The sequence below is a fragment of the Nocardia sp. CA-128927 genome, from assembly GCF_050955855.1.
Taxonomy (GTDB): domain Bacteria; phylum Actinomycetota; class Actinomycetes; order Mycobacteriales; family Mycobacteriaceae; genus Nocardia.
This window is the reverse complement of sequence record NZ_CP192087.1, coordinates 1,814,644-1,836,150: the sequence shown is the minus strand read 5'-3', so window position 1 is coordinate 1,836,150 and position 21,507 is coordinate 1,814,644. Positions and strand designations below refer to the sequence as shown.

Here is a 21,507-nt window from a genome sequence, read left to right as displayed (position 1 = left end):
GCGGCACCGAAAAGGCTTCCGGCGCCGCCACTCCGGCGTCACTTGCCGGTGAACTTCGCCTTCCGTCGCTCGATGAAAGACTGAATCCCCTCTGCGCCATCCGCGGTCGCGAAGAGTTTGGTGACGTCGCCGACCAGATGTTCGGCGGCGGCGGCGTTGCCTTCGTCGCGGGCTCGGTGCGCGGAGGCGAGAATAGTGCGAACACCCAATGGTGCTGAGTCCTCGGCGATTTCGGTGGCCAGGGCGCGCGCCGCGGCCAGCGCCGTCGCGGCGTCGGGAGTGACCTGCTGGATCAGGCCGATGCGCAGCGCCTCGGCGGCATCGAATTCGGCGCCCGTGAGGACCCAGCGCATGGCGTTGCCCCAGCCCGCTTCACGCCAAAACCGCAGTGTCGCACCGCCGAAGGGATAGATGCCGCGACGGACTTCCAGCTGACTGAACCGGGTGCCCTCGGCGGCGATCCGGATGTCGGCGGCCAGCAGCAGCTCGATGCCGAGCGTCATGCACCAACCCTGGGCGACGGCGACAACCGGCTTGGTCCAGTGGTAGTCCAGCCGCCACGGGTCGACGCCGTCCTCGGGGTAGGTGAGCGCGCCGCCCGCGAGGGAGGGGGCGACGTCGGCTAGGTCGAGCCCGGCGGTGAAATGGTCGCCGTGCCCGAACAGGACACCGGCGCGCAGGTCGTCGTCGTTTTCGAGCAGGGCATACGCGCGGGAGAGCTCGCCGAGCATCTCCATCGTGAAGGCGTTGCGCTTCTCCGGACGGTTGAGTCCGATGAGCAGGACATGTCCGTCGCGTTCGACGGTAACGGTGTCGGCCATGCGCCTCAGTCAACAAGAGACCTATCGATTATGCAATGGTCCATAATCGATCGCCGGTGCTCAGGAGCCTGATTCGACCCGGATCTCGCCCGCCAGCCGCTGGAAGGTACCGGCCACATACTCGATCCGCGCGTCCTCGAGTTCGGGCCGCGGATAGGTGGAGCGGAAGATCGCCTCGCCGTCGAACATGTGCACAATCGAGGTGGCCAGCAGGCGAGCGACATCGGGCGGAACGGCAGGCGAAAGGGCCGCGACCGCGACCCGCTCGACGTCGTCGAGCAGCGCGCGGGCGACCGGCGCGAGCCTGGCGCGCAGCTCCGGTTCGGTGCGCGCGGCGACCAGCAGTTCGAACCAGACCGTGTTGGTCTCCTGGCGGATCTGATTGCGCGCGCGGTGCAGGATATGCGTCAAATCCAGCGGCTGGTCGGTGTTTTCGCGCGCGTGGATGTTGTCGAACGCGCGCATGTGCCTGCGGCCGACCTCCTCGGCGGCGGCCACGACCAGGTCGGTCCGCGAGTCGAAGTGCCGGAAGATGCCGCCCTTGGACACTCCGGCGCGGCGGCTGATCTCGCCGAGGGAGGCGTTGTGGTAGCCGACCTCGGCGATGGCCTCGATGGTGGCCTCGACGAGTTTGCCGATGGTGGCGGCGCGACGCTGAGCTTGGGTTCGTCGCGGCTCGGTCACCGCACCTGGGACCTGAGGAATCGTCCGGTGCGGTCGGTGCCGAGGATCGGCGCGGGCGTGCCGTCGCCGAAGACGTACTTGCCGCCGATGAAGACGGCCGAGACCGCGCCGTCGTTGCGATTCACCATGCGAGACAGGTTGCCATACTGCGCGACCGCGCTTTCGGCGTAGGCGTCGAGCGAGGCATCGAGATGCGCCGGGTCGATGATCACCAGATCCGCCCGATCGCCCTCGCGCAGATGGCCCGCGTCGATCCCGTACCAGTCGGCGAGCTCACCGGTCATCCGATGCACCGCGCGCTCCAGCGAGATGAAGGGCGTTCCGGACTGCTCGGCATCGTGCACGCGGCGCAGGAAGCGGAGCCCGAAGTTGTAGAACGCCATGTTCCGCAGGTGCGCGCCCGCATCGGAAAAACCTAGCTGCACACCGGGATTCGCGCCGAGCTTGGTCAGGAACTTCGGCCGGTGATTGGAGATCGTAGTGCGCCAACGCAATTTGGTGCCGTGCGCGACCACCAGATCGAGGAACGCGTCCACCGGGTGCGCGCCACCACGATCGAGACCCACCTGCCCGAACGTTTTGCCGATCACCGAATCGTCCGGGCAGGCAACGATCTCGGCATCGAAGAAGTCGCGGTGCCAGACCCGCATCCCGAACTTGGCGTCGTAGTCCTTGCGGAACTGCCGACGATACGACTCGTCCTGCATCAGGGCGTTGCGCTCGACCTGGTCGGCGAGATGTAGTGCCGCGGCACCGGATCCGAACTCCTCGAAGATCACCAGGTCGATGCCGTCGGCGTACACCTCGAACGGGACCGGCAGGTGCTGCCAGCGGAAGTCACCGCCCAGTGCGTTCAGGGCGCGGGCGATCGGTCCCATGATGTAGACCAGGGCCGGGTTCGCCTTGATATCGGCGGCCGAGAGCAACGTGGTCTTCAGGTGCTTGCGGAAGATGCCCAGGCTGCTCAGCGTCATCGCGGCGATGCTGCGCACCGAGGCGATGTCCGGACCGGCCTGCAACACCCGGCGCCGGCGGCGCAGAATCGCGTTGAGGCGGCGCCGTTCTCGGGTCTTGGCGTAGGTGGACGGCAGCGTGCGCGAGCGGCAGGTGTCGCCGTCGATCTTGTCGAAAAGCAGCTGCTGCGCCGACATTCCGACGAATCCGGCGTCGAGCGCGTCGTTCAGGGCTGCTTCCATGGCGTCCTGTTCGGCCGCGGTGGGACGAACTTCCTTGCGGGTGGCGCGGTCGAGCCCCATCAGTGCCGTGCGGATATCCGAATGACCAAGCATCGCAGCGATATTCGGACCCAGCGGCAACTGCTCCAGCGCCGCGATGTACTCGCGGGCCGAGTGCCAGGTCTTGGTCTCGTCGATGGTGTCGATGACGTGCCGTCGCGGGATCGCCTCGACCCGGCCGAACAGGTCACCCGCGTCGGTCGCCCCGACGTGCACGGTCGACAGCGAGCACGACCCGAGCAGCACCGTGGTGATGCCGTGCCGCACCGACTCGTCGAGTGCGGGCGTCTTCAGCACCTCGATGTCGTAGTGCGTGTGGATGTCGATCATCCCGGGGACGACCCACTTGCCCTCGGCATCGATGACGTTCGGGCAGCCGGTCTCGTCGAGCGGCTCGGCCGACACCGTGACGACACGATCGCCGCGGAGTCCGAGGTGGCGCGTGCCGGAGGGCGAACCGGCGCCGTCGAACCAGCGCCCGGCCTTGATGATCGTGTCGTAGCTCACTCTCACATTGCAACCGATCGGTTGCTAACAGTCAAGGGTCCAGTCCTCACACCTCTCCGGGATCGTCGGCGAGGAATGATTTGCTGTTCTGTAACTCTCGATGCGCCATGTCGCAACCAATGCCCGGCATTCTCATTCGATCAAATGTAGGAACAAGGCAGTGGCATTGCGCTACCACTACTTGCGACGAGCATATTCTTAAGATCAATGCTCGTAAGGGAATGCACATCGGCAATCCGGCCGAGTGCGCTGCGACCCAATTGTCCGAATGGTTGCTGAATATGATGAGCGGACGCAGCTGCTCGGCGAATACCCCCTTGTTCCCACATTCGTAGAACTGAGATGGAGGGGCCCATGCCCACGCTCACACCGGAACGCGCCGATCATCCGCTCGCGCTGCCCACCGAAGACGAGATCGCCCAGGTGCGCGCCGTCGTCGCGGACGCCGGGCTGATCGCGCCGACAACGCGTTTCGTCTACGTCGGACTGGACGAGCCGGACAAGTACGAGGTCTACCAGCAGCCCGGCGCGTTGGATCGCCGGTTCCGGGTGCTGCTGCACGACGTCGACCGCCCGAACGCCGTCGATCTGATCGTGTCGCTCGGCTGCGGAGCGGTGGTCGCCCAGCGCGCCCTCGACGCGATCGTCGACGGTCAGCTTCCCGTGCTCGACGAAGAGTTCGAGCTGGTCGAAGCGGTGCTGGCGAGCAACCCCGACTGGTTGGCCGCGCTCGCCACCCGCGGCCTCGACGTCGCCGAGGTGCGGGTCGCCCCGCTGTCGGCCGGTGTGTTCGATTACCCGGGCGAGGAGGGCCGCCGCATCCTGCGCGGGTTGGCGTTCCACCAGCAGCACGAGAAGGACCACCCCTGGGCGCATCCCATCGATGGGCTCGTCGCGTTCGTCGATGTGATGACCAGGGAGGTGTTGCGGGTCATCGACACCGGGCCGGTCGACGTGCCGCAGGAATCCGGCAACTTCGACGATCCCGCCGTTACCGGACCGCCGCGCACCACGCAGAAACCGATCGAGATCACTCAGCCGCAAGGGCCGAGTTTCACCGTGCACGGCAATCTCGTCGAGTGGGAAAAGTGGTCGGTGCGTGTGGGTTTCGATGCTCGCGAGGGACTTGTCCTGCACCAGATCGGCTTTCAGGACGGTGGCCGGAACCGGCCGATAATCCACCGCGCGTCCATCGCGGAAATGGTCGTCCCCTATGCCGATCCGTCACCGATCCGCTCGTGGCAGAACTACTTCGACACCGGCGAGTACCTCGTCGGGCGCTACGCCAACGCACTCGAGCTCGGCTGCGATTGCCTCGGCGACATCACCTATTTCGATGCCGTCATCGCCGACGAGGCGGGCCGTCCGCGCGTCCTGCACAACGCGATCTGTATGCACGAGGAGGACTTCGGGGTGCTGTGGAAGCACACCGACCTGTGGACCGGATCGCGCGAGGTGCGCAGGCAACGCCGTCTGGTGATCTCGTTCTTCACCACGGTGGGCAACTACGACTACGGCTTCTTCTGGTACCTCTACCTCGACGGCACCATCGGCTTCGAGGTCAAGGCGACCGGAATCGTCTTCACCGCAGGCTATCCCGGCCCCGACCACCCCTTCTCCACGCAGGTGGCGCCCGGCCTCGGCGCACCGCATCACCAGCACCTGTTCAGCGCCCGACTCGACATGATGGTCGACGGGCACCGCAACCGCGTCGAGGAGGTGGAGAGCGCCCGGGTGCCGATCGGCCCGGACAACCCGCACGGCAACGCTTTCACGCTGCGGCGCACGACGCTGGCTCGTGAATCGGAGGCGCAGCGGCACGCGGACAATCGGGTCGGACGGATCTGGCGCATCAGCAATCCCGAGGTGCGTAATCGCCTCGGCCTGCCGGTGTCTTACGTGCTCTACCCGGAGGGCAAGGAAACACTGCTCGCCGACGACGATGCACCGATCGCCAAGCGGGCCGCGTTCGCCACGAAGAGCCTCTGGGTCACCCGCTACGATCCGGCACAGCGTTATGCCGCAGGCGATTTCGTGAATCAGCATCCCGGCGGCGCGGGGCTCCCCGAGTATGTCGCCGCCGATCGATCACTCGACAACGAAGACCTGGTCGTGTGGCACACGTTCGGCCTCACCCACTTTCCGCGACCGGAGGACTGGCCGATCATGCCGGTCGACTACACCGGCTTCCTGCTCAAACCGGTCGGTTTCTTCGACCGCAATCCCACCCTCGATGTTCCTCGCACCAGCTCCGGCCACTGCGACGAGTCGACCAGTTGCCATGGAGCCCCCGATGACTGAAACAGCCACTGCCGGTACACGATTACGCGGCTCGATCGGGGTGGTGGGGATCGTGTTCCTCGTCATCGCGGCGGCCGCACCGCTGACCGCCGTCGGCGGCGTGCTGCCACTCATGATCGGACTCGGCAACGGGGCTGGCGCGCCGACCGCCTACCTCATCGCCGCGGCCGTCCTGCTCGTCTTCAGCGTCGGATACGCCGCGATGAGTGGACATCTGGACGAAGCGGGCGCCTTCTACGCCTACGTCCGCAGCGGCCTCGGGATCGGTGCCGGACTCGGCGCGGCCGGACTGGCACTGCTCACCTATACCGCCATCCAAGCCGGGATCTACGGGCTGGCGGCGTCGACCGTGGAAGAGCTCGTCGTGCACTACGGCGGACCCGACTTACCTTGGTACGTCTACGCTTTCGCGCTGATGGCCGTCGTCGCGGTGCTCGGCTACCGCAATATCGAGCTCGGCGCCAAGGTGCTCGGCGTGCTGCTCGTCGTCGAGATCGGCATCATCGTCGCGTTGTCGGCGGCCGTGCTGATCCGAGGCGGCGCGCACGGCATCGACACCGTCTCCTTCACTCCGGCGGCGTTCCTCGACGGCTCCCCCGGTGTGGCGTTGATGTTCGCGATCGCGTCGTTCATCGGCTTCGAGGCCACCGCGATCTACGGCGAGGAGACCCGGGACCCGCGCCGCACCATCCCGCGGGCCACCTACATCGCGGTGCTCACCATCGGCGTGCTGTACGCGGTGGCCAGCTGGGCGATCGTGCTCGCGTTCGGCAGCGACGGCGTCGCGGCGGCCGCGGGCGACGACCCCGAAGGACTGACCTTCACCGCCGCGCGGATGTTTCTCGGCGAATCCGCCGCCGACCTGATGACGATCCTGCTGGTGACCAGCCTGTTCGCCGCCCTGCTCGCGTTCCACAACGCGATCTCCCGCTACGGCTACGCGCTGGCCCGCGACGGCATCGGCCACCCGGCCCTCGGCCACATCCATCTGCGGCACGGCTCGCCACACAAGGCCTCGCTCGCCCAAACCCTGTCGGCGGCACTGGTCGTCGGCACGTTCGCCCTTGCTGGGGCGGACCCGGTCCTGCAGCTGTTCACCTGGATGTCCGGCCTGGCCACCGTGGCCATCCTGCTGCTGATGCTGCTCACCAGCGTCGCCATCATCGTCTTCTTCCGGCGCACCGGCCTGGACCGACGCCGCTGGCACACGGTGATCGCGCCCGCCCTCGGCACCGTGGGGCTCCTTGTCGTAACGGCCCTGGTCATCGACAACTTCACCACGCTGGTCGGCGGCTCGGCCATCGTCGCGACCACTATGCTCGCCATCGTCGTGGCGACCTTCGCCCTCGGCGTCGCGATCGCCCGGAAACGACGGGCAACTTCCTCCGTCAGCTAACGATTCGGCGTGGCGTACGGCCGACTCGGTGGCGCACGGACCCGACTCGGGACACACTTGACGGCGTGAATCGCATGCCATTCGGCCCGATCGCCGACGACCGGGCCGGTCGACGGTGACCGCCCTCGCTCGCGGCGAGAACCGGCCCGCACCCGCCGACCGGATGACGGTGACCGTCACCTGCCAGGCCGGGGTCGATGTATCCGCGCTGCTGCTCGGCACGGACGGACGCGTCCGGTCCGACGCCGACTTCGTGTTCTTCAACCAGCCGGTCGGACCCGGTGTCACCTATCGGCACGGCAGCGGTCGTGGCGACATGGTCGACGTGCAGACCAGCGCACTACCGCCGGACGTCGACAAAGTCGTGGTCACCGCCAGCCTCGACGGCAGCGGCCCGCCGACCTTCGCCGCCGCGGGCACGCTGCTCGCCACGATCGGATCCGATTCGGGGTCACTGACTTTCCCGATGGACGGGCTCACCACCGAAACCGCCGTGGTGTGCGTGGAGATCTATCGCCGCAGCGGCGCCTGGAAGGTGCGCGCGGTCGGCCAGGGGTACGACAACGGGCTGGCCGGTATCGCCTCGGCGTTCGGCGTGAACATCGACGACGAACCCGAGGCACCGAGCCCGCCTGCCGCCGCGCCGGTTTCGGCACCGAACTACCCGCCGCAGCAGCCCGCGCCCAGTTACCCGCCGCAGGCACCCCCGCCGAACTATCCGCCGCAGCAGCCCGCGCCGAACTATCCGCCGCCCGCGCCCCCGCCGTACCCATCGGCCCCCGCCTACTCACCGCCCGCGCCATCATCACCTCAGCAAGGAGCACTGCCGATGCAGAGCGATCTGTTCAACCCCAGCCACGCCGAAGTCACCGGCGTCGGCATCCAGAAGCAGGGCGGCAAGATGATCAAGGTCGCCGTCAACGGCGAGGTCATGGCCCGGGCCGGTTCGATGGTCGCCTACCAGGGCGACATGCAGTTCAAGGCGCTCGGCTCCGGCGGCATCGGCCGCGCCATCACCCAGCGGCTCACCGGTGAAGGTGTGCCGCTGATGAACGTTTCGGGCCGCGGCGACCTGTTCCTCGCCGACAGCGCCGCCGACGTGCACATCATCGACCTCGACGGCAGCGACGGCCTCACCATCAACGGTTCCAACGTGCTCGCCTTCGACACCAGCCTGTCCTACCGCGTCGCCCGGGTGCAGGGCGCCGCCGGCGTCGCCAGCAACGCCGGGCTTTTCAACTGCGTGTTCACCGGGCGCGGCCGGATTGCCATCACCACGCACGGCTCGCCGGTAGTGCTCCAGGTCGACCAACCGACCTACGCCGATCCGCAGGCGGCGGTGGCCTGGTCGTCGAGCCTGCAGACCGGGATCAAGCGCAACGACTCGTTCGGCCTCGGCAGGCTGATCGGCCGCAGCACCGGAGAGGGACTCACGCTGGCGTTTTCGGGGCGTGGCTTCGTCATCGTGCAGCCATCGGAGCTGCCACCGGGCGGGCTCATCGGCGGTACCGGCGGCGGCCAGCAGGCCGGACAGAGCGGCGGCGCGCTCGGCGGGCTGTTCGGCTGACGGCTTAACAAAGGGATAGTTCGGCTAACAATTCGTGTGCCACGATTGACCGCACGCGTGCCGTCCGCGATGATCGCAGCACCTCGGATTTCTGGAGCTTTTGCGCCGAGGTACTCCTATCACCCTGGCATTCGGCACGCAGCGTGGCGGCAAGGCGAAGAGAGGTCGGAAATTTGATGAGAAACAGGCGTTTTCGGAATTGGTCGGCTAGATTCGCGGTACTGATCGGAGTCGCGTCGGCCGGATTCGCCTTGACGGGAACCGCGCAGGCCGAACCGCTATGGCCCGGCGGCCCGGACATCCCCGGCATACCGGCCATTATTAAACCACCACCACCACCGCCCGCACCGTGCGCCGCACCGAAGACGCGCGCGTGCATGCGGCTGTCGACCAAAGAAGTGTGGCTGATGGAGGACGGCAAGACCATCTACGGCCCCAAGCCGATCGAAATCGGCAGACCGGGATATGAGTCGCATGTCGGCGTCTTCGACGTCGACTTCAAGCGCGAACATTTCTGGAGCACAATGCACAACGCGCCGATGGAATGGGCCGTCTTCTTCGATGGCGATATCGCCACCCACATCGGACCGCTCGATTCGATGTCGCACGGCTGCATTCGGATGAATCCTGATGCCGCCGAGGCCACCTACCGCCATCTCGAGCCCGGCGACATCGTCGAAGTTGTGGAGTAACTCCACGCATATCACCCAAAACGGGATGCCCATGGCGGGCATCCCGTTCTTGTTTTCGTCCGCGGCTCAATCGATCTCCGGCGGTGCTCGATTGCGCGAGTCTGCGCTCGTACGGCGCGATCTTCGGTCATCCTGTAGCCGACAGTCCGGGCGATGCCCGGCCGGTACGCGAGGAAGTGAGTCGATCGTGCGAGTAGTAGCCGAGGTTCTGGTCGGGTTGGTGGCGGCGCTGCACGTCTACATCGTGGTGATGGAGATGTTCCTGTGGACGACGCCGCGGGTGCGGGCGTCGTTCGGCAGCACGGTCGAATTCGCCGAGCAGACAAAGGTTCTCGCCGCGAACCAGGGTCTGTACAACGGGTTCCTCGCGGCCGGATTGATCTGGGGAATCATCGCGTCGGACCCGGTCGGACACGCGGCGATGATCTTCTTCACCGCGTGCGTCGTGGTGGCGGGCATCTACGGCGCGGCCACCGCCAGCCGCCGGATCCTGGTCGTTCAGGCGTTGCCCGGCGCGGTGGCGCTGGTGGCCGTACTGGTAGCGGGCAGCCAGTAGGGCACCGCCCGCGCTAGGGAAGCGCGAGGTCGACACAACCGGGGGTCGGATCGACGACGCCACAACCGGACGGCGGCCGAGTCGGTCGATAGTCGGCCGGAACTCCGCCCGCCGCGATGGTCTCGGTGTAGGTGGCGACCGCCTTGGTGGGGTGCCGCTCCAGCTTGGGATCGTCGCGCACATTGACGGTGTAGAGGCCGAATCGTGGGCTGTAGCTGCCCCATTCGTAGTTGTCGGTGATGCTCCAGTAGTTGTAGCCGATGATGTTCACACCGTCGGCCTTGGCGCGCTGCAGCCAGTAGACGGTGTCGCGCAAATGGTCGCTGCGGTTGTAGTTTCCGGTGCCGGGAACGTTGTCGTCGTCGGAATTGGCGTTCTCCGTTGGCATCCCGTTCTCGACCACGTAGATCGGCATATCGGGCTTGCCGAATTTGCGAGCCTCGTCCGAATAGCGTTTCACCGCATAGTAAATGCCCTCGGTCCGGATCGGCAGGTTCCACATCCCAGGCGAACCGACGGCCGCGATGGACCGGACGGTGGCGGGCGGACTCGATGCGGGCGGTTCGAAGGAGAAGTAGTAGTCGACGCCGATGTAGTCGAGCTGGTCCCGGATCTTGGCGAAGAAGCCACCGTTGACCTGATCGTCGATACCGGCGACGTAGCCGATATTGCTGGTCACCTGCGCGTCGGGGCGCACCTGGTGGATGTACTTGTAGATCTTGTTGTGCGCTTCGGCGACCAGGTCTTCCATCCGCCCCTGGTCCGTCGCGTTGTTGCGGACCTCGTGCATGATGTAGGCGACCGGCTCGTTGATGGTGACCCACAACGGATTTCGCGGAGCGTAGCGGTCGACCACCTTGCGCATGTTGGTCAGCCAGGCATCGACCATCTCCGGGTTGTCCCAACCGGTATCCGGGGTATCCGAGTGCTTCCCATGGAACGCCCCGTCGTAGGCCCAGCCCGGGTACACCCAGTGATCGAGGGTGAGCATCGGGCGCATGCCCGAATTGATGATCTTGGCGATCACCTTGTCGTAGAAGCGGAATCCGTCGGCGTCCCACTCCAGTCGACTGGTCGGCTGCAGCCGCGCCCACTCGATGCCGATGCGGAATACCTTCACCCCGAGCGCCTTCGCCAGATCGATATCGGAGGCGTAGCGGTCGTAGAAGTCGATCGAGCTCTGATACTTGTCGAACTCGGGATGATTCGCGATGTAGCGCACCCAATTGCTGTCGGGCGCATCGTTGCCCGGCGAGACGCGGTCGGTCGGCGGCGCATGGCCTTCCGACTGAAAGCCGGACGCCGCGACGCCCCAGAGGAAGTCGGGGCCGAGCGCGCCGGGCCCCGCCGCGGGCTCCGGCGGAACAGCAATACCCACGCCGGGCACCAGCAGCGCGGCCATCGAGACCGCGAGCGCTACCGCGGCACGTCGAGTCCATGTGCGCATAAACCGAGAACTTAACCGACTAATTGCTGAACCCTCGGTAACCCCGCTCCGTGCGGCGAGTACGGACCACGGAACCGGACTAGTTGGTGGAAAGGTGGTGGCCGATCCGGGCGATCGGCACCATCGCCGGTGCGCCGTACGCCCCGTGGCTGGCACCCGCGGCCGCCTCTTCGGCCGCCGCCGCGGCGTTGGCGACCGTGACGTCGTCGGGGGCGAACGCGGCGGCCTTGGCGGCGTCGAGCGCGGTGGCGGCCGCGTCCTGGACGGTGACCGCCGCATCAGCCGGGGCGACCGTGTAGAAGGTCGCTTTGATCGCGTGGTTGGCGGCGACGTAGGCGTGCCACGCGGCGTCGCGGGTGGTATTCGCGGCCGCGACGGCGCGGGCGGAGCCGTGGGCGCGCGCGATATGGTCGACGGCCTTCTCCCGGTTCATCGCGCGCTTGGCCGCGGCACTGGCGCGGCCCGCGGCGCTGCACGCCCTGGCGTGCGCTTGGGCCAGCAGTTCGAGGGTGGCGTCGGCCTCCAGCACGGCGGTGCCGCGAGTGCCGCCGGGTAGCAGCGGAATAACCTTGCCTACCAACGGAATCCGCCGATACGGTCGAGCTGCTCCGCGTCGAGCCAGTCCGAACCGGCGGTCTCGGGTCCGGCGTCGGTCCTCCAGAAGGCGACGGAATCGGTTCCGGCGCAATAGATGACGATTGCCAGCAGCGCCAAGGCCGCGAGTTCCTTCGACAGACGCGTCACAGCCAACCTCCTCGATCGTCGATGGTGTGCCGGAAAACGCCGGCCGATGCGGAAGCACAGAATGCGGAATACGCACGCATCTCCGGATTGTCCGAATTCGCTCCGGAGTCAACGGAAATGCGCGCTTTCCACCTAGCCCAAAATGCCGAAGGTAAGAATCCCGACGAGGTTCTCCGTTACCGCGAGCACACTGTTCACTAGACCGAAGAGACCACTCAACATGACCTGCTCCTGTGATACGCCATTGACGGATCGGTGCCTTTGTCGAACGAGAGCATGAGCTGGATCGCCGAAGAAGGCTAGCGCATCGGTTCCCAAAAGGACAAAACACCTGCGCCAGCGCGTCCGCCGTGGCGGCGACCGGCGTGGCGCGGGCATTATCGCAGCTCACAGCTCGGCCGAGATTTCTTCCATCCGAACGTACTTGGGTTACGAAGACACTATCGACGCCTGCCACTGACGGTTCCCGGCATGGCCAGCGTTGGACACCCATCCGGGTGGTAACCACATGAAACGAAAGGGAGAACATGCTTGCACCGCTCCTCACCGCCGTTGTCACCGCCCTCACCTCGGGACTCACCAGCGTCGTGACCGCGCTGCTCGGCGGCTGATTCGACACGGTCCGGGGTCGCGGCGAAGCCCACCCCGGACCGGCGGACGCCGGAGACTCTCCCGACCAGAACCAGCCTCAGGCCGTGCGGATCAAGATGAAGATGGGGACGTTGCGTCGAATGCTGTTCTCCAGAACAGGTATTCGGAGATTCGGGACAATCGTCGCTGGAGCGGCCTGCATCGTGAACGCCGCAGTCGGACTGGTCGCGGCACAGCCCGTGACCGGCCAATCCGCTAGCTGCCCAGCGCTTTACGCCATCGGGGTGCCCGGTACCGGCGAATCCTCGCCCGATGCGGACCCTTCCATCGACCACGGAATGCTGTCGGCCATCTTCCTGCCGATGCTGGCGGCCGCGCCTGACCGGACCGATCGCGCCTATGTCCCTTACGAAGCCGGTTTCGGCGGTGCGGTGCCGGGCGGCCCGGTTCCCTACTCGCAATCGGTGACCGGCGGCCTGCAGGAGCTGCGGTCGATGGCGCAATCCGTCATCGACCGATGCGAGAACACCCGACTGACCTTCGTCGGCTACTCCCAGGGCGCACACATCGCCTCGCTGTTCGCCCAGGAGATCGGCGGCGGTCAGTCCAGCATTCCGGCCGACCGGATCGCCGGCGTCGCCCTGCTCGCCGACCCCACCCGCTACCCCGGCGCACCGTTGTTCCCCGGCGCCCCAGGCAAACTCGCCCCCGATCCGCCACCCGGCACGGTGGCCGCGGGTCTGTCCGCACTGCAAGCCCAGCCCGCACCCGCCACCGGCGGCGGCATCGGGCCGTTGCGCGACCTCGCCCCCGACTTCGGCGCACTCACCGGCCGAGTCGCGTCGTTCTGCATCGACGGCGACCTCGCCTGCGACGCACCGGCCAACGCGCCGATCCTGCACATGATCACCAACATCGCGGGCCAAGCGCTGCTGCCGCTGGACGACCCGCTGACCGCGCTGTCCTCGATCACCGACGCACTGGCCGCCACCGTCAGCAAGACCACCACCGACGTGGTCGACAAGGACCTGCACGGCCTCACCCCGGGCAGCCTCGTGCTGTCCCGCGACAAGTCGCTCAGCGAACGGCTCGCCGAAGCCTCCGACCCGCGCTCGCTGATCGACGACCCGACCGGACAGTCCGCCGCGCTGCGCCTCGCGACCATCACGCTGAACACCCTGACCAGCATCGTCGGTGTGGTCCTCAGCCCGGAAGACGTCTGCCAGATCGGCACCATCGGCGCGACGGATCCGCTCGCCGGGCTGGCCGCTCTCGGCGCCAAGATGTTCGCCGCGATGCCGAAACGCTCTGCCGCGCCGCGGTTCACCCAGGTCGTCACCCAGGCGTTCAATGCGATCGGGCAGCTGGTCAGCGACAACATCGAACTCGTCGATACCCAGGTCTGGGCCAAGTATCAGGACGCGGTGGCCCGCCACGGCGCCTACGCGTTCACCGCGGTCGCCGCGGACCGTCCGTCGGTGCAATTCGTCGCCGACTGGTTCATCGAACTGTCCCGAGCGCTACCCGTGCCGGTCGAACCCGAACCAGTTGTCGCCCAGCCGAACAGCGTGCTCGCCTCGATGCCGGACCACGATGCACAAGCCCCGACCGCCAGCAGTGCCGCCAAGCCGCCTCCCGCACAGCACAATTCGCCGACGCCGAACGACGCCACCACCGAGGTGCGAACAGCTCCCCCAGTGCGCGAACCCGATTCGACCCGCGGTCACCTTCGACCGGAGTCCGCCAAGACCAGGGCCGTGCGCCTCGAAGCCGGTCGCCACATCGCCTGGACCCTACTTCTCTCAGAGAGCGCTTGCTTGCTGTACACCGGCCGTCGGCGGCTGGTCCGAACAGGTTGGGACACAGACTTTCTCGGCTGAAACGACACAGGCAGGTCCGCTCGCCGAGCTGCGGACCTGCCTGCTGCCGGATGTATCAGTAACGCCCGGGGATCAACTCATCACCTGATCGGCTTGGCCTTGGGCACGCTGCCGTCGGGGCTGGGCTGCGGCCCGAGGAAGAGGTCGAGCCACTCGTCGGAGGTCTTGCCGCCGGGGCCCATCTCGGCGCCACCATTCGGTGGCCGGAGGAAGTTCCGCAAGAGGGAATTGAGCGCAGCAGCGGCGTCGGTGTCGGCACTGGTCGGCTCATCGGCAGGCTTGCCGCCCTGCCCTTTTCCTTTTCCGCCCTTGCCGCCCCCGCCTTCCTTGCCTTCCTTCCCCTTCCCGCCCTTGCCGCCACCTCCGCCTTCGCTGTCGCTGCTGCCGGTTCCGTCGGCGGGATCCGCCTGCTGTGCCAGCGCCGTCCCGTTGGGCGACGACTGCTCCGGGGCGGCATCGGCCACGCCGGAAGCGACGGCGAGCGTCGCCGCGACGGCGAGCAGACCGGTCACCGCAACGGTCGCGGTTTTGTGAAACATAGGTAACCCCTTGTCGTATCGAATGCGGTACATGCGGCCGACGACAAGCCAGACACGTGTCGGCACTACGGCATATTCGGATCCGCGACAGGTCTGGATCGGAGCATTCAGCACGAATTACGGTTACGACCGGCAATTTGCCCGACTGGACAGGGCTCCGCCATAAACATCCGCTGCCTAATACACGACCAATGAGGCCCGGGGATCACCCGGACCTCATCGGACTGTGTGTACAGCGATAGTGAGTCGCAGGGGCGACCACGACCCACTCTGCAAAACTGCCCCGAAGTTCATGGGACCCCACCAGATTACATAACCAAGCACAATCCCGTGGGCGATTCCGGATGGAATGATCCACCGGCCGCGCAGCGGTGCATAAACGCAATCTTGCATTCCGCAAGAAGTGACACACCGGCGCTCACAATTACCTCCGGCGAATCAGTAATCCGCGCTATTTCTCGTGCGGCTCGTGGCCGGTGAGGTCGTTGTAGGCGTTGCAGGCGGCGATGAGGGCTTGCCGGGTGTCGGTCTGCCGGGCGGGGGTGTCGGTGCTGGTGACGCTGCGCCAGTCGACCCATGCGGCGGCCAGTTGGTCCACTGCCTTGCCGACACCATCTATGCCGGGTGCGGCGTCCGCAATCCCTTCGATCAGGTAGCGGCGCAGGGTGCGGGCCGCGCGTTCGATGCCGGGGCCGTTCGCCCGGCGTAAGGCGGGCGGGGTGAGTTCGATCGCGACCCGATGGCGATGGATCCACTCGTCCACCGCGGCGAGGAGGCAGGCGGCGCGCAGGATGGACGCGGACGGATGGCGTTCGGGGACAACGTCATGCATGGCGTCCAGCAGTTCGCGGGCGGTGGGTAATGCGGACGTCAACCGCTCCTCGAGGGGCGGCCGGTCGGCAGGCTCAGGCATGTTCCGACTCCAGTTATTCGGTGTTCGGCAAACGAGTGAGGCAGGCGGTGGGCTCGGCGCGGTCGGTGACCGGGAGGTGGTCGGCGCGATGTGCCGGGTGGAACTCTTACCTGAATCGAGGGTCGCAGGTCCGCGGGCCCGTTGTCTTGGGCAGGATGCCAAGTTTGGCTGCGTAACTTGTTTTCCGACACAGCCATTCGAATTCGAACGACTCAGACAGCGAGCGGTCGGGGGCACCTGCGCGCGGATGTCGTCGCAGATCGGCCAGCGGCGGCTGTCCGCCATGCCATGGCCCACTCACTACGCCATCTGCGGCGTGTCGAAGTGCCGATAGCAATATGCTCTGGATAATCCGAAGGTGGCATTAGTGACGGTGAGTCGCAGGTCCGCGCTGGCGTTCGCGGCAGGTTTGCCCTTGAGCCTGCTGGCGATGAAGCACGCCGCGGCGACCGGACCGGTGGTGCGGTACACCATGACGTCGTTCACCAATGACAGCGAATCCGATTTGTATGTCTACGAATCCACCGACGCGATCAACTTCCAGCTGTTGCGCGGCCCCGCCTACCGGCCGCCGACCGGGCTGCTGCGCGACCCGTGCATCTTCCGTCACGTCGACGGCGTCTACTACCTCACCTACACCACCGCGTGGGAGGGGCAGACGATCGGCTTCGCGAGCAGCACCGACCGCGTCAACTGGAATCACCTGTACGACTTCCCGATCCAGGTGGACGGCTTGAACGTGACGTCGAGCTGGGCGCCGGAATGGCTGGTCGACGCGCAGGGCCGCGTCAATGTCATCGTGTCGCTGTCCGACGGCTGCCGCTTCACGCCGCACCTGATGACCGCGACCGACCCGGCACTCCGGTCGTGGACTCGCCTGACCCCGCTGGCCGGGCTCGGTCCCGCGCCCGGCTACGTGACCCCCATCGACCGCCCCACCTGCGACCGCTTCGGCTACGGCTACATCGACACCACCGTCGTCCACAGCAACGGCTACTACTTCGCCTTCACCAAGAACGAAACCACCAAACTCATCGAACTCGCCGTGGCCCGCGACCCGCTCGGTCCGTACGTCTTTGTGGCAACCGGAGATTGGGCCAACTGGGGCGGCCCACGCGAGGGCCAATGCGTCATCCCGCTGCCGAACGGCGGCTGGCGAATCTTCTTCGACGACTACGACGAGAACAACCCGAGATACTTCTACAGCGACAGCCCCGACCTGCGCACCTGGACGGCGCCCACCGAACTACCCAACCTCTCCGGCACCGTCCGCCACTTCACCGTCCTCCCCGAAACCAGCGTCTAGCGGGTCTTCTCCAGCAGTTCGAGGATCTCGGCGGTGGTGCCGGTCTCGCCGAAACGCGGGAGGATCCGGTCGACGCTGTGCTGGTGGACGGTTGCGTCCATGTCGGTCATGGCGTCGGTGGCCAGGGTGACGTGGTAGCCGTGGTCGTGCGCGGCCCGGGCGGTGGATTCGACGCCCATGCTGGTGGCGACGCCGGCCAGCACGATCTGGGTGATACCGCGGCGGCGCAGGTGCAATTCGAGGTCGGTGCCGTAGAACGCGCCGACGTTGCGTTTGGTCACGACGAGATCGTCGGCGTGGCCTGCCAATTCGTCGACGATGACGTCCCAGCCCGCCGGGCGAACGCCGCCGGTGCGGCGCGGGGCGTCGCTGCGGCCTTGCGCGAAGTCCGAGCCGTCGGGGGCGCCGCTGACCCGTACCAGGACGACGGGCAGTCGATGGGCACGGAAGGCGTCGGCGAGTTCGGCTGCGCGGTCGATGGTCTCGGTCATCGAGTACGGCGCCCCGGGGATCGCCGTGATGCCTTTCTGCAGGTCGATGAGGACGAGCGCGGTGCCTGTGTCGAGGGTGCTGAGTGCCATGGTGCTTCTCCTAGATGGGTGTCAGGGAATCGTGGGATCCGGGGCGGGCACCGAGTCCCGCTCGGGTGGTGCGGATTTAGGTCTTGTACCGCGCAGCACGGCCAGCGCAGCGAGCGCCGCAAGGATCGCGCCGAAGGCGAACACGATGACCAGACCGGGCATGGAACGGCCCGGAGATCAACTGCGGGAAGAACTCTCGCCCGGTCAAGGTCTGCTGCTGCGCGTTGGTGAGTGTCGGCAGCACCGCGCTCGGCTCGAGCATGTGCTGGATCGGATTGACGCCGAGCTGCGCAGCGAACAAGGTGGAAACCGGTGGCAGGGTAGCGGCCTGTGTGGCTACGGCGACCGGAACACCTTGCTGTTGCAGGCCATTGGTGAGGGTGTGCGGCAAGCTGTTCGCTAGTCCGGCGATCATGAGGGCGAAGAACACCGCGATCGACACGGCGGTGCCGGTGTTCTGGAAGGTCGAGCGCACCCCGGAGGCGACGCCGCGCTGATGCGCGGGCACGCTGCCCATGATCGCCGAGGAATTGGGTGAGGCGAACATGCCGCTGGCAATCCCGTTGATCGCGATCAGCACCGCGAAGATCCAGTAGCTGAAGTTGATCGGCAGCAGCATCAGCCCGATGAAGCTGGCACCGAACAGCCACGCGCCGCTGCTGGCCAGGCCGCGCGAGCCGAACCGATCCGACAGATAACCGGAGACGGGCCCGGCCGCGAGGAACCCCGCGGTCAGCGGCAGCATGAAAATGCCTGCCCACAAGGGTGTGTCGGCGTAGTCGTAGCCGTGCAGCGGCAGCCAGATGCCCTGCAGCCAGATGATCAGGATGAATTGCAGCCCGCCCCGGCCGATCGCGATGGCCAGGCTGGCGAGGTTGCCCGCGGTGAAGGCACGCACCCGGAACAGGCTCAGTTGGATCATCGGTGCGCTGACCCGGTTTTCGATGACAACGAACGCCGCGAGCAGGCCGAGGCCCGCCGCGCCGAGGCCGATGACGGCCGGGCTGGTCCAGCCCATGGTGTGCCCGCCGTGCGGCTGCAGGCCGAAGGTGGCCGCCACCAGTATCGCGCTCAACCCGACCGCGAAAGTGATGTTGCCCCACCAATCGATGCGCCCGCCGCCGGCCCGGCTGGTCTCCCGCAACGTGCGATACGCCCATACGGTGAAGAAGAGTCCGATCGGGACGTTCACCCAGAACACCGCCCGCCAGTCCCACGCGACCAGCAGTCCGCCCGCCACCAGGCCGATGAACATCCCGGCCAGCGCCGCAACCTGGTTGATACCCAACGCGAAACCGCGCTGCCGCTCCGGAAACGCATCGGTCAGGATGGCGGCCGAGTTCGCCGTGAGCATCGACCCGCCGATGGCCTGCACCACCCGCCAGCCGATCAGCCACATCGCCGCGCGGCCGCCGTCGAGCGGATCTACCGACAGCAGAATCGACGCGACGGTGAAAACCGCGAACCCGGCGTTGTAGATCCGCACCCTGCCGTACATGTCACCGAGCCGCCCGACGGTCACCGTCAGCACGGCCTGCACCAGCCGGTACCCCATGATCATCCACAGCAGATAGGCAATGTTGCCCGGCGCCAACGGATCCAGATGAATGCCGCGGAAGATGGCGGGCAGCGCGATCAACACGATCGAGCCGTCCAACGCCGACATGAACACGGCGGCAGTGGTATTGGTCAGCGCAGCCCACTTGTACCGGTCGGTCGCGGGGTCTTCGGTACTCTGCTGTTGCAGATCGATCATCAGAGATGCGCCTGTCGACGTTGCGGGTCAGATGTCGCGTGCCAGCCGTTCGATCAGCGGCGCGGCCACTGCCAGCTGCTTCAGCTGCGCGGTGGTGAATTCCTCGGCGAGCACGCGGGCCATCAATTCGGTTTTGGCGCTGCGTTTTTCGGTCAGCACCTGGGAGCCCGCGAGGGTCAGCGCGAGGACGACCCGCCTACGGTCGGCCGGGTCCGAGTTGCGCTCGATCAGTCCGCGAGCTTGCAACGCGCTCAACGTCGCCCCCATCGCCTGCGGCGTGATCTGTTCCTGGCGTGCGAGTTCCGCCGAGGTCGCGGGCCCGCCGCGATCCAGCCGGGCCAACGCGGTGCGCTCGGGCATGGTGAGCGCGTCTTCCAGCTGTAGATGGCGCAATCGGCGCACCAGTGCACCGATCCCCGTCAGCAGGGCGGACGCAACATCGGATGAGTCCAAGTCCTCGGTCATATACTAAGCCTACCTGATTAACCTAGTTTATCAACTTACCTTAGTAACTCTGCCGGGCCCGACACTCCGCCACCCACGGAAGCCTCGGGCGATCGCGCCGCGGATTGCGGAGACATAACCAAAGAGGCCAAACAGCGCGCGGAATGACCTGAATTCAGCTTCCGGCGGACCACCCGAAGGACGAAACTTGAAGCTGCATCCGGCACCCGGGCGCTTCGCTCCCTTATCTCGGGTACGCGCAGAACGGCTGGTCTGCCCAGAGGAATATGGCTGGTCGCCGGGGTCGGATGCACCTCGACCGTCGCTAGGGAAGGCATAACTTGCCCACGCAGCTGGACAACCGAGAGATGGGGGACGCGCGGCAGCGCGCGCGAACCATGACGCCGAGTCGCCGTAGTGAGGCACGAGCCGGTCGCATTTGCCAGGCGCACGCGCCGGGTCGAGCCGACGCCGTCACGTGACCGTGCAGACCGCCGAGGGACCGAGATCGCGAGCGATGTCCATCGAAGACGGCAGCACCCGTCCGCTGCTGCCGGACTGGCACGAACTGTCCGCCGCGCTGCGCTTGCACACCGGCGACCGCCCCGGCGACCATCTCGTCATCCAACTGGCCAGGGCCTTGGCGCAGCTGCACCACACGCGCCGCGCCCAGCCCGAGCGCCTGGTGGAAATCGACTGTCGCCGTGCCGAAGTCGTCACCGTGATCGACGACTGGGTGGCCAAGCAGGTGACGCCGCGGCGCGCGAAAGACCGGCCCGCCGAGTCTCTCGGCGGCACCCTCGACCGGATGGCCGCCGCCCAGATCCTGGCCGACCACCTGCTGATGACCGCCGACAACGTGCCGGAACAACGCGTCCACGCGGCCTGGTCCCGGCTCGCCGCCCTGGCGAACAAATGGACCGATCTCGCGCACGACATCGAGTCGCGCCGATCACGATCAATCGGGCGTGACTAGGCCCCCGGTCCGTCCGACCGCCTCGGTGTTACGTCGGAATGGTCCAGAGGTAAGCCGATATCGGGCGCAGTTCCGTGGTATCGACAAGGGGGTCGACACGCAACAAACCGATGAATTCTTCCAACGACGTATAGCGCACCAAAATTTCCGCCAGCAAGCGGCGCGCGGCCTCCTCCGGTTTCATGACCGGGTTATGCCCACGAGTCCGAAATACAAACCGACCAATATGTTTCGGCTTTGCTCGGTAGTTCGCTGATCGACGATCCGTTCATTACAGCCCTCCGGGTGTTGGGTCAGTGCCGATCGGAAGTGCCAAACGGCATGGTCGGCGAATTGCCGAAACCGCACCGTCTGTGTGCAGCGATAGCGAGTCGCAGGCGCGAGCCGCGACTCGTCGAAAGACCGTTCCGCCCTCGTCGGAACGTGCTCAGATTACCTATCCTTCGTGCGTCGAGCCGCATTCCCACAGTGTGCGTCGCGAACTTTTCAGACAGGAATAGATATCCATGGATGCCGACCAGTCGGTAATCGCCGATAGGCACCCGGTCGAAGCCCGAAGTGGGCAGCAGTA

General features: G+C 66.5%; 19 protein-coding genes and 1 pseudogene. 8 read left to right on the top strand and 12 right to left on the bottom strand.

From position 1 onward, the window contains the following. Window positions 1-38: 38 nt before the first annotated feature. The 3 genes from ACQPW1_RS08630 to ACQPW1_RS08620 are packed head-to-tail and all read right to left on the bottom strand — an operon-like array spanning window position 39 to window position 3,247. A complete protein-coding gene (locus tag ACQPW1_RS08630; RefSeq protein WP_433662202.1) occupies window positions 39-821 on the bottom strand; it encodes a crotonase/enoyl-CoA hydratase family protein in 783 nt (260 codons plus the stop codon). A gap of 60 nt (window positions 822-881) precedes the next feature. Further along, window positions 882-1,505 carry a TetR/AcrR family transcriptional regulator gene (locus ACQPW1_RS08625; RefSeq protein WP_433662201.1) on the bottom strand — a complete coding sequence of 208 codons (624 nt, stop codon included), beginning with the start codon at window positions 1,503-1,505 and terminating at the stop codon, window positions 882-884. Continuing rightward, complete coding sequence (locus ACQPW1_RS08620) at window positions 1,502-3,247, bottom strand: N-acyl-D-amino-acid deacylase family protein (RefSeq protein ID WP_433662200.1); 1,746 nt, start codon at window positions 3,245-3,247, stop codon at window positions 1,502-1,504. Before ACQPW1_RS08620 ends, ACQPW1_RS08625 begins: the two co-directional genes overlap by 4 nt. 354 nt (window positions 3,248-3,601) lie before the next feature. On the opposite strand from ACQPW1_RS08620, the gene ACQPW1_RS08615 reads away from it, so the two are divergent. The 5 genes from ACQPW1_RS08615 (at window position 3,602) to ACQPW1_RS08595 (ending at window position 9,759) form a co-directional block, all read left to right on the top strand. Beyond that, window positions 3,602-5,548 carry a primary-amine oxidase gene (locus tag ACQPW1_RS08615; RefSeq protein ID WP_433662199.1) on the top strand — a complete coding sequence of 649 codons (1,947 nt, stop codon included), beginning with the start codon at window positions 3,602-3,604 and terminating at the stop codon, window positions 5,546-5,548. After that, window positions 5,541-6,944, top strand: a complete 1,404-nt coding sequence (locus ACQPW1_RS08610; protein ID WP_433662198.1) for an APC family permease — start codon at window positions 5,541-5,543, stop codon at window positions 6,942-6,944. The genes ACQPW1_RS08615 and ACQPW1_RS08610 overlap by 8 nt, the downstream gene beginning before the upstream one ends. A 115-nt stretch (window positions 6,945-7,059) precedes the next feature. Continuing rightward, a complete protein-coding gene (locus ACQPW1_RS08605; protein ID WP_433662197.1) occupies window positions 7,060-8,511 on the top strand; it encodes an AIM24 family protein in 1,452 nt (483 codons plus the stop codon). 251 nt (window positions 8,512-8,762) lie between these two features. Continuing rightward, window positions 8,763-9,203, top strand: a complete 441-nt coding sequence (locus ACQPW1_RS08600; protein ID WP_433662196.1) for a L,D-transpeptidase — start codon at window positions 8,763-8,765, stop codon at window positions 9,201-9,203. 187 nt (window positions 9,204-9,390) lie between these two features. Continuing rightward, entirely contained in the window at window positions 9,391-9,759 is a 369-nt protein-coding gene (locus ACQPW1_RS08595) for a DUF1304 domain-containing protein (protein WP_433662195.1), read from the top strand. Between the two features lie 13 nt (window positions 9,760-9,772). Here the strand turns inward: ACQPW1_RS08595 and ACQPW1_RS08590 are convergent, their stop codons facing one another. From ACQPW1_RS08590 to ACQPW1_RS08580, 3 genes are all read right to left on the bottom strand, one after another. Continuing rightward, window positions 9,773-11,206 (bottom strand): family 1 glycosylhydrolase, encoded by a 1,434-nt coding sequence (locus ACQPW1_RS08590; protein WP_433662194.1) that lies wholly within the window; start codon window positions 11,204-11,206, stop codon window positions 9,773-9,775. Window positions 11,207-11,285: 79 nt separating this feature from the next. After that, window positions 11,286-11,786, bottom strand: coding sequence for a hypothetical protein (locus ACQPW1_RS08585; protein WP_433662193.1), 501 nt, complete (start codon window positions 11,784-11,786; stop codon window positions 11,286-11,288). Then, window positions 11,780-11,950, bottom strand: a complete 171-nt coding sequence (locus ACQPW1_RS08580) for a hypothetical protein (RefSeq protein WP_433662192.1) — start codon at window positions 11,948-11,950, stop codon at window positions 11,780-11,782. The genes ACQPW1_RS08585 and ACQPW1_RS08580 overlap by 7 nt, the downstream gene beginning before the upstream one ends. A gap of 794 nt (window positions 11,951-12,744) precedes the next feature. Here ACQPW1_RS08580 and ACQPW1_RS08575 point away from each other — a divergent pair. Further along, on the top strand, window positions 12,745-14,421 hold the full coding sequence (locus tag ACQPW1_RS08575) for a cutinase family protein (RefSeq protein WP_433662191.1): 1,677 nt from the start codon (window positions 12,745-12,747) through the stop codon (window positions 14,419-14,421). Window positions 14,422-14,501: 80 nt separating this feature from the next. On the opposite strand, the gene ACQPW1_RS08570 is transcribed toward ACQPW1_RS08575, so the two are convergent. Together ACQPW1_RS08570 and ACQPW1_RS08565 are read right to left on the bottom strand one after the other, a co-directional pair. Then, window positions 14,502-14,960, bottom strand: coding sequence for a hypothetical protein (locus ACQPW1_RS08570; protein WP_433662190.1), 459 nt, complete (start codon window positions 14,958-14,960; stop codon window positions 14,502-14,504). Between the two features lie 451 nt (window positions 14,961-15,411). Then, window positions 15,412-15,873, bottom strand: a complete 462-nt coding sequence (locus ACQPW1_RS08565) for a hypothetical protein (protein ID WP_433662189.1) — start codon at window positions 15,871-15,873, stop codon at window positions 15,412-15,414. Between the two features lie 358 nt (window positions 15,874-16,231). Here ACQPW1_RS08565 and ACQPW1_RS08560 point away from each other — a divergent pair, with 358 nt between their 5' ends. Continuing rightward, window positions 16,232-17,179 carry a glycoside hydrolase family 43 protein gene (locus ACQPW1_RS08560; protein WP_433662188.1) on the top strand — a complete coding sequence of 316 codons (948 nt, stop codon included), beginning with the start codon at window positions 16,232-16,234 and terminating at the stop codon, window positions 17,177-17,179. Here the strand turns inward: ACQPW1_RS08560 and ACQPW1_RS08555 are convergent. The 3 genes and pseudogenes from ACQPW1_RS08555 to ACQPW1_RS08545 all read right to left on the bottom strand — a co-directional run bounded on the left by ACQPW1_RS08555 (window position 17,176) and on the right by ACQPW1_RS08545 (window position 19,981). Further along, window positions 17,176-17,760: an isochorismatase family protein gene (locus ACQPW1_RS08555; RefSeq protein WP_433662187.1), complete on the bottom strand. Its 585-nt coding sequence runs from the start codon at window positions 17,758-17,760 to the stop codon at window positions 17,176-17,178. The genes ACQPW1_RS08560 and ACQPW1_RS08555 overlap by 4 nt on opposite strands. Before the next feature lie 21 nt (window positions 17,761-17,781). Further along, a pseudogene (locus tag ACQPW1_RS08550) lies at window positions 17,782-19,516 on the bottom strand (MFS transporter). A gap of 27 nt (window positions 19,517-19,543) precedes the next feature. Continuing rightward, on the bottom strand, window positions 19,544-19,981 hold the full coding sequence (locus tag ACQPW1_RS08545) for a MarR family winged helix-turn-helix transcriptional regulator (protein WP_433662186.1): 438 nt from the start codon (window positions 19,979-19,981) through the stop codon (window positions 19,544-19,546). A 496-nt stretch (window positions 19,982-20,477) separates the two neighbouring features. On the opposite strand from ACQPW1_RS08545, the gene ACQPW1_RS08540 reads away from it, so the two are divergent. Further along, on the top strand, window positions 20,478-20,936 hold the full coding sequence (locus ACQPW1_RS08540) for a DUF4254 domain-containing protein (protein WP_433662185.1): 459 nt from the start codon (window positions 20,478-20,480) through the stop codon (window positions 20,934-20,936). Between the two features lie 28 nt (window positions 20,937-20,964). Here ACQPW1_RS08540 and ACQPW1_RS08535 read toward each other — a convergent pair whose 3' ends face one another. Beyond that, window positions 20,965-21,120 carry a hypothetical protein gene (locus tag ACQPW1_RS08535; RefSeq protein WP_433662184.1) on the bottom strand — a complete coding sequence of 52 codons (156 nt, stop codon included), beginning with the start codon at window positions 21,118-21,120 and terminating at the stop codon, window positions 20,965-20,967. Window positions 21,121-21,507 lie beyond the last annotated feature (387 nt).

Coding starts and splice junctions, on each gene's coding strand:
- ACQPW1_RS08545 (WP_433662186.1), bottom strand. CDS start 19,981: ATGACCGAGGACTTGGACTCATCCGATGTTGCGTCCGCCCTGCTGACG.
- ACQPW1_RS08630 (WP_433662202.1), bottom strand. CDS start 821: ATGGCCGACACCGTTACCGTCGAACGCGACGGACATGTCCTGCTCATC.
- ACQPW1_RS08590 (WP_433662194.1), bottom strand. CDS start 11,206: ATGCGCACATGGACTCGACGTGCCGCGGTAGCGCTCGCGGTCTCGATG.
- ACQPW1_RS08610 (WP_433662198.1), top strand. CDS start 5,541: ATGACTGAAACAGCCACTGCCGGTACACGATTACGCGGCTCGATCGGG.
- ACQPW1_RS08565 (WP_433662189.1), bottom strand. CDS start 15,873: ATGCCTGAGCCTGCCGACCGGCCGCCCCTCGAGGAGCGGTTGACGTCC.
- ACQPW1_RS08535 (WP_433662184.1), bottom strand. CDS start 21,120: ATGAAACCGGAGGAGGCCGCGCGCCGCTTGCTGGCGGAAATTTTGGTG.
- ACQPW1_RS08570 (WP_433662190.1), bottom strand. CDS start 14,960: ATGTTTCACAAAACCGCGACCGTTGCGGTGACCGGTCTGCTCGCCGTC.
- ACQPW1_RS08615 (WP_433662199.1), top strand. CDS start 3,602: ATGCCCACGCTCACACCGGAACGCGCCGATCATCCGCTCGCGCTGCCC.
- ACQPW1_RS08540 (WP_433662185.1), top strand. CDS start 20,478: ATGTCCATCGAAGACGGCAGCACCCGTCCGCTGCTGCCGGACTGGCAC.
- ACQPW1_RS08555 (WP_433662187.1), bottom strand. CDS start 17,760: ATGGCACTCAGCACCCTCGACACAGGCACCGCGCTCGTCCTCATCGAC.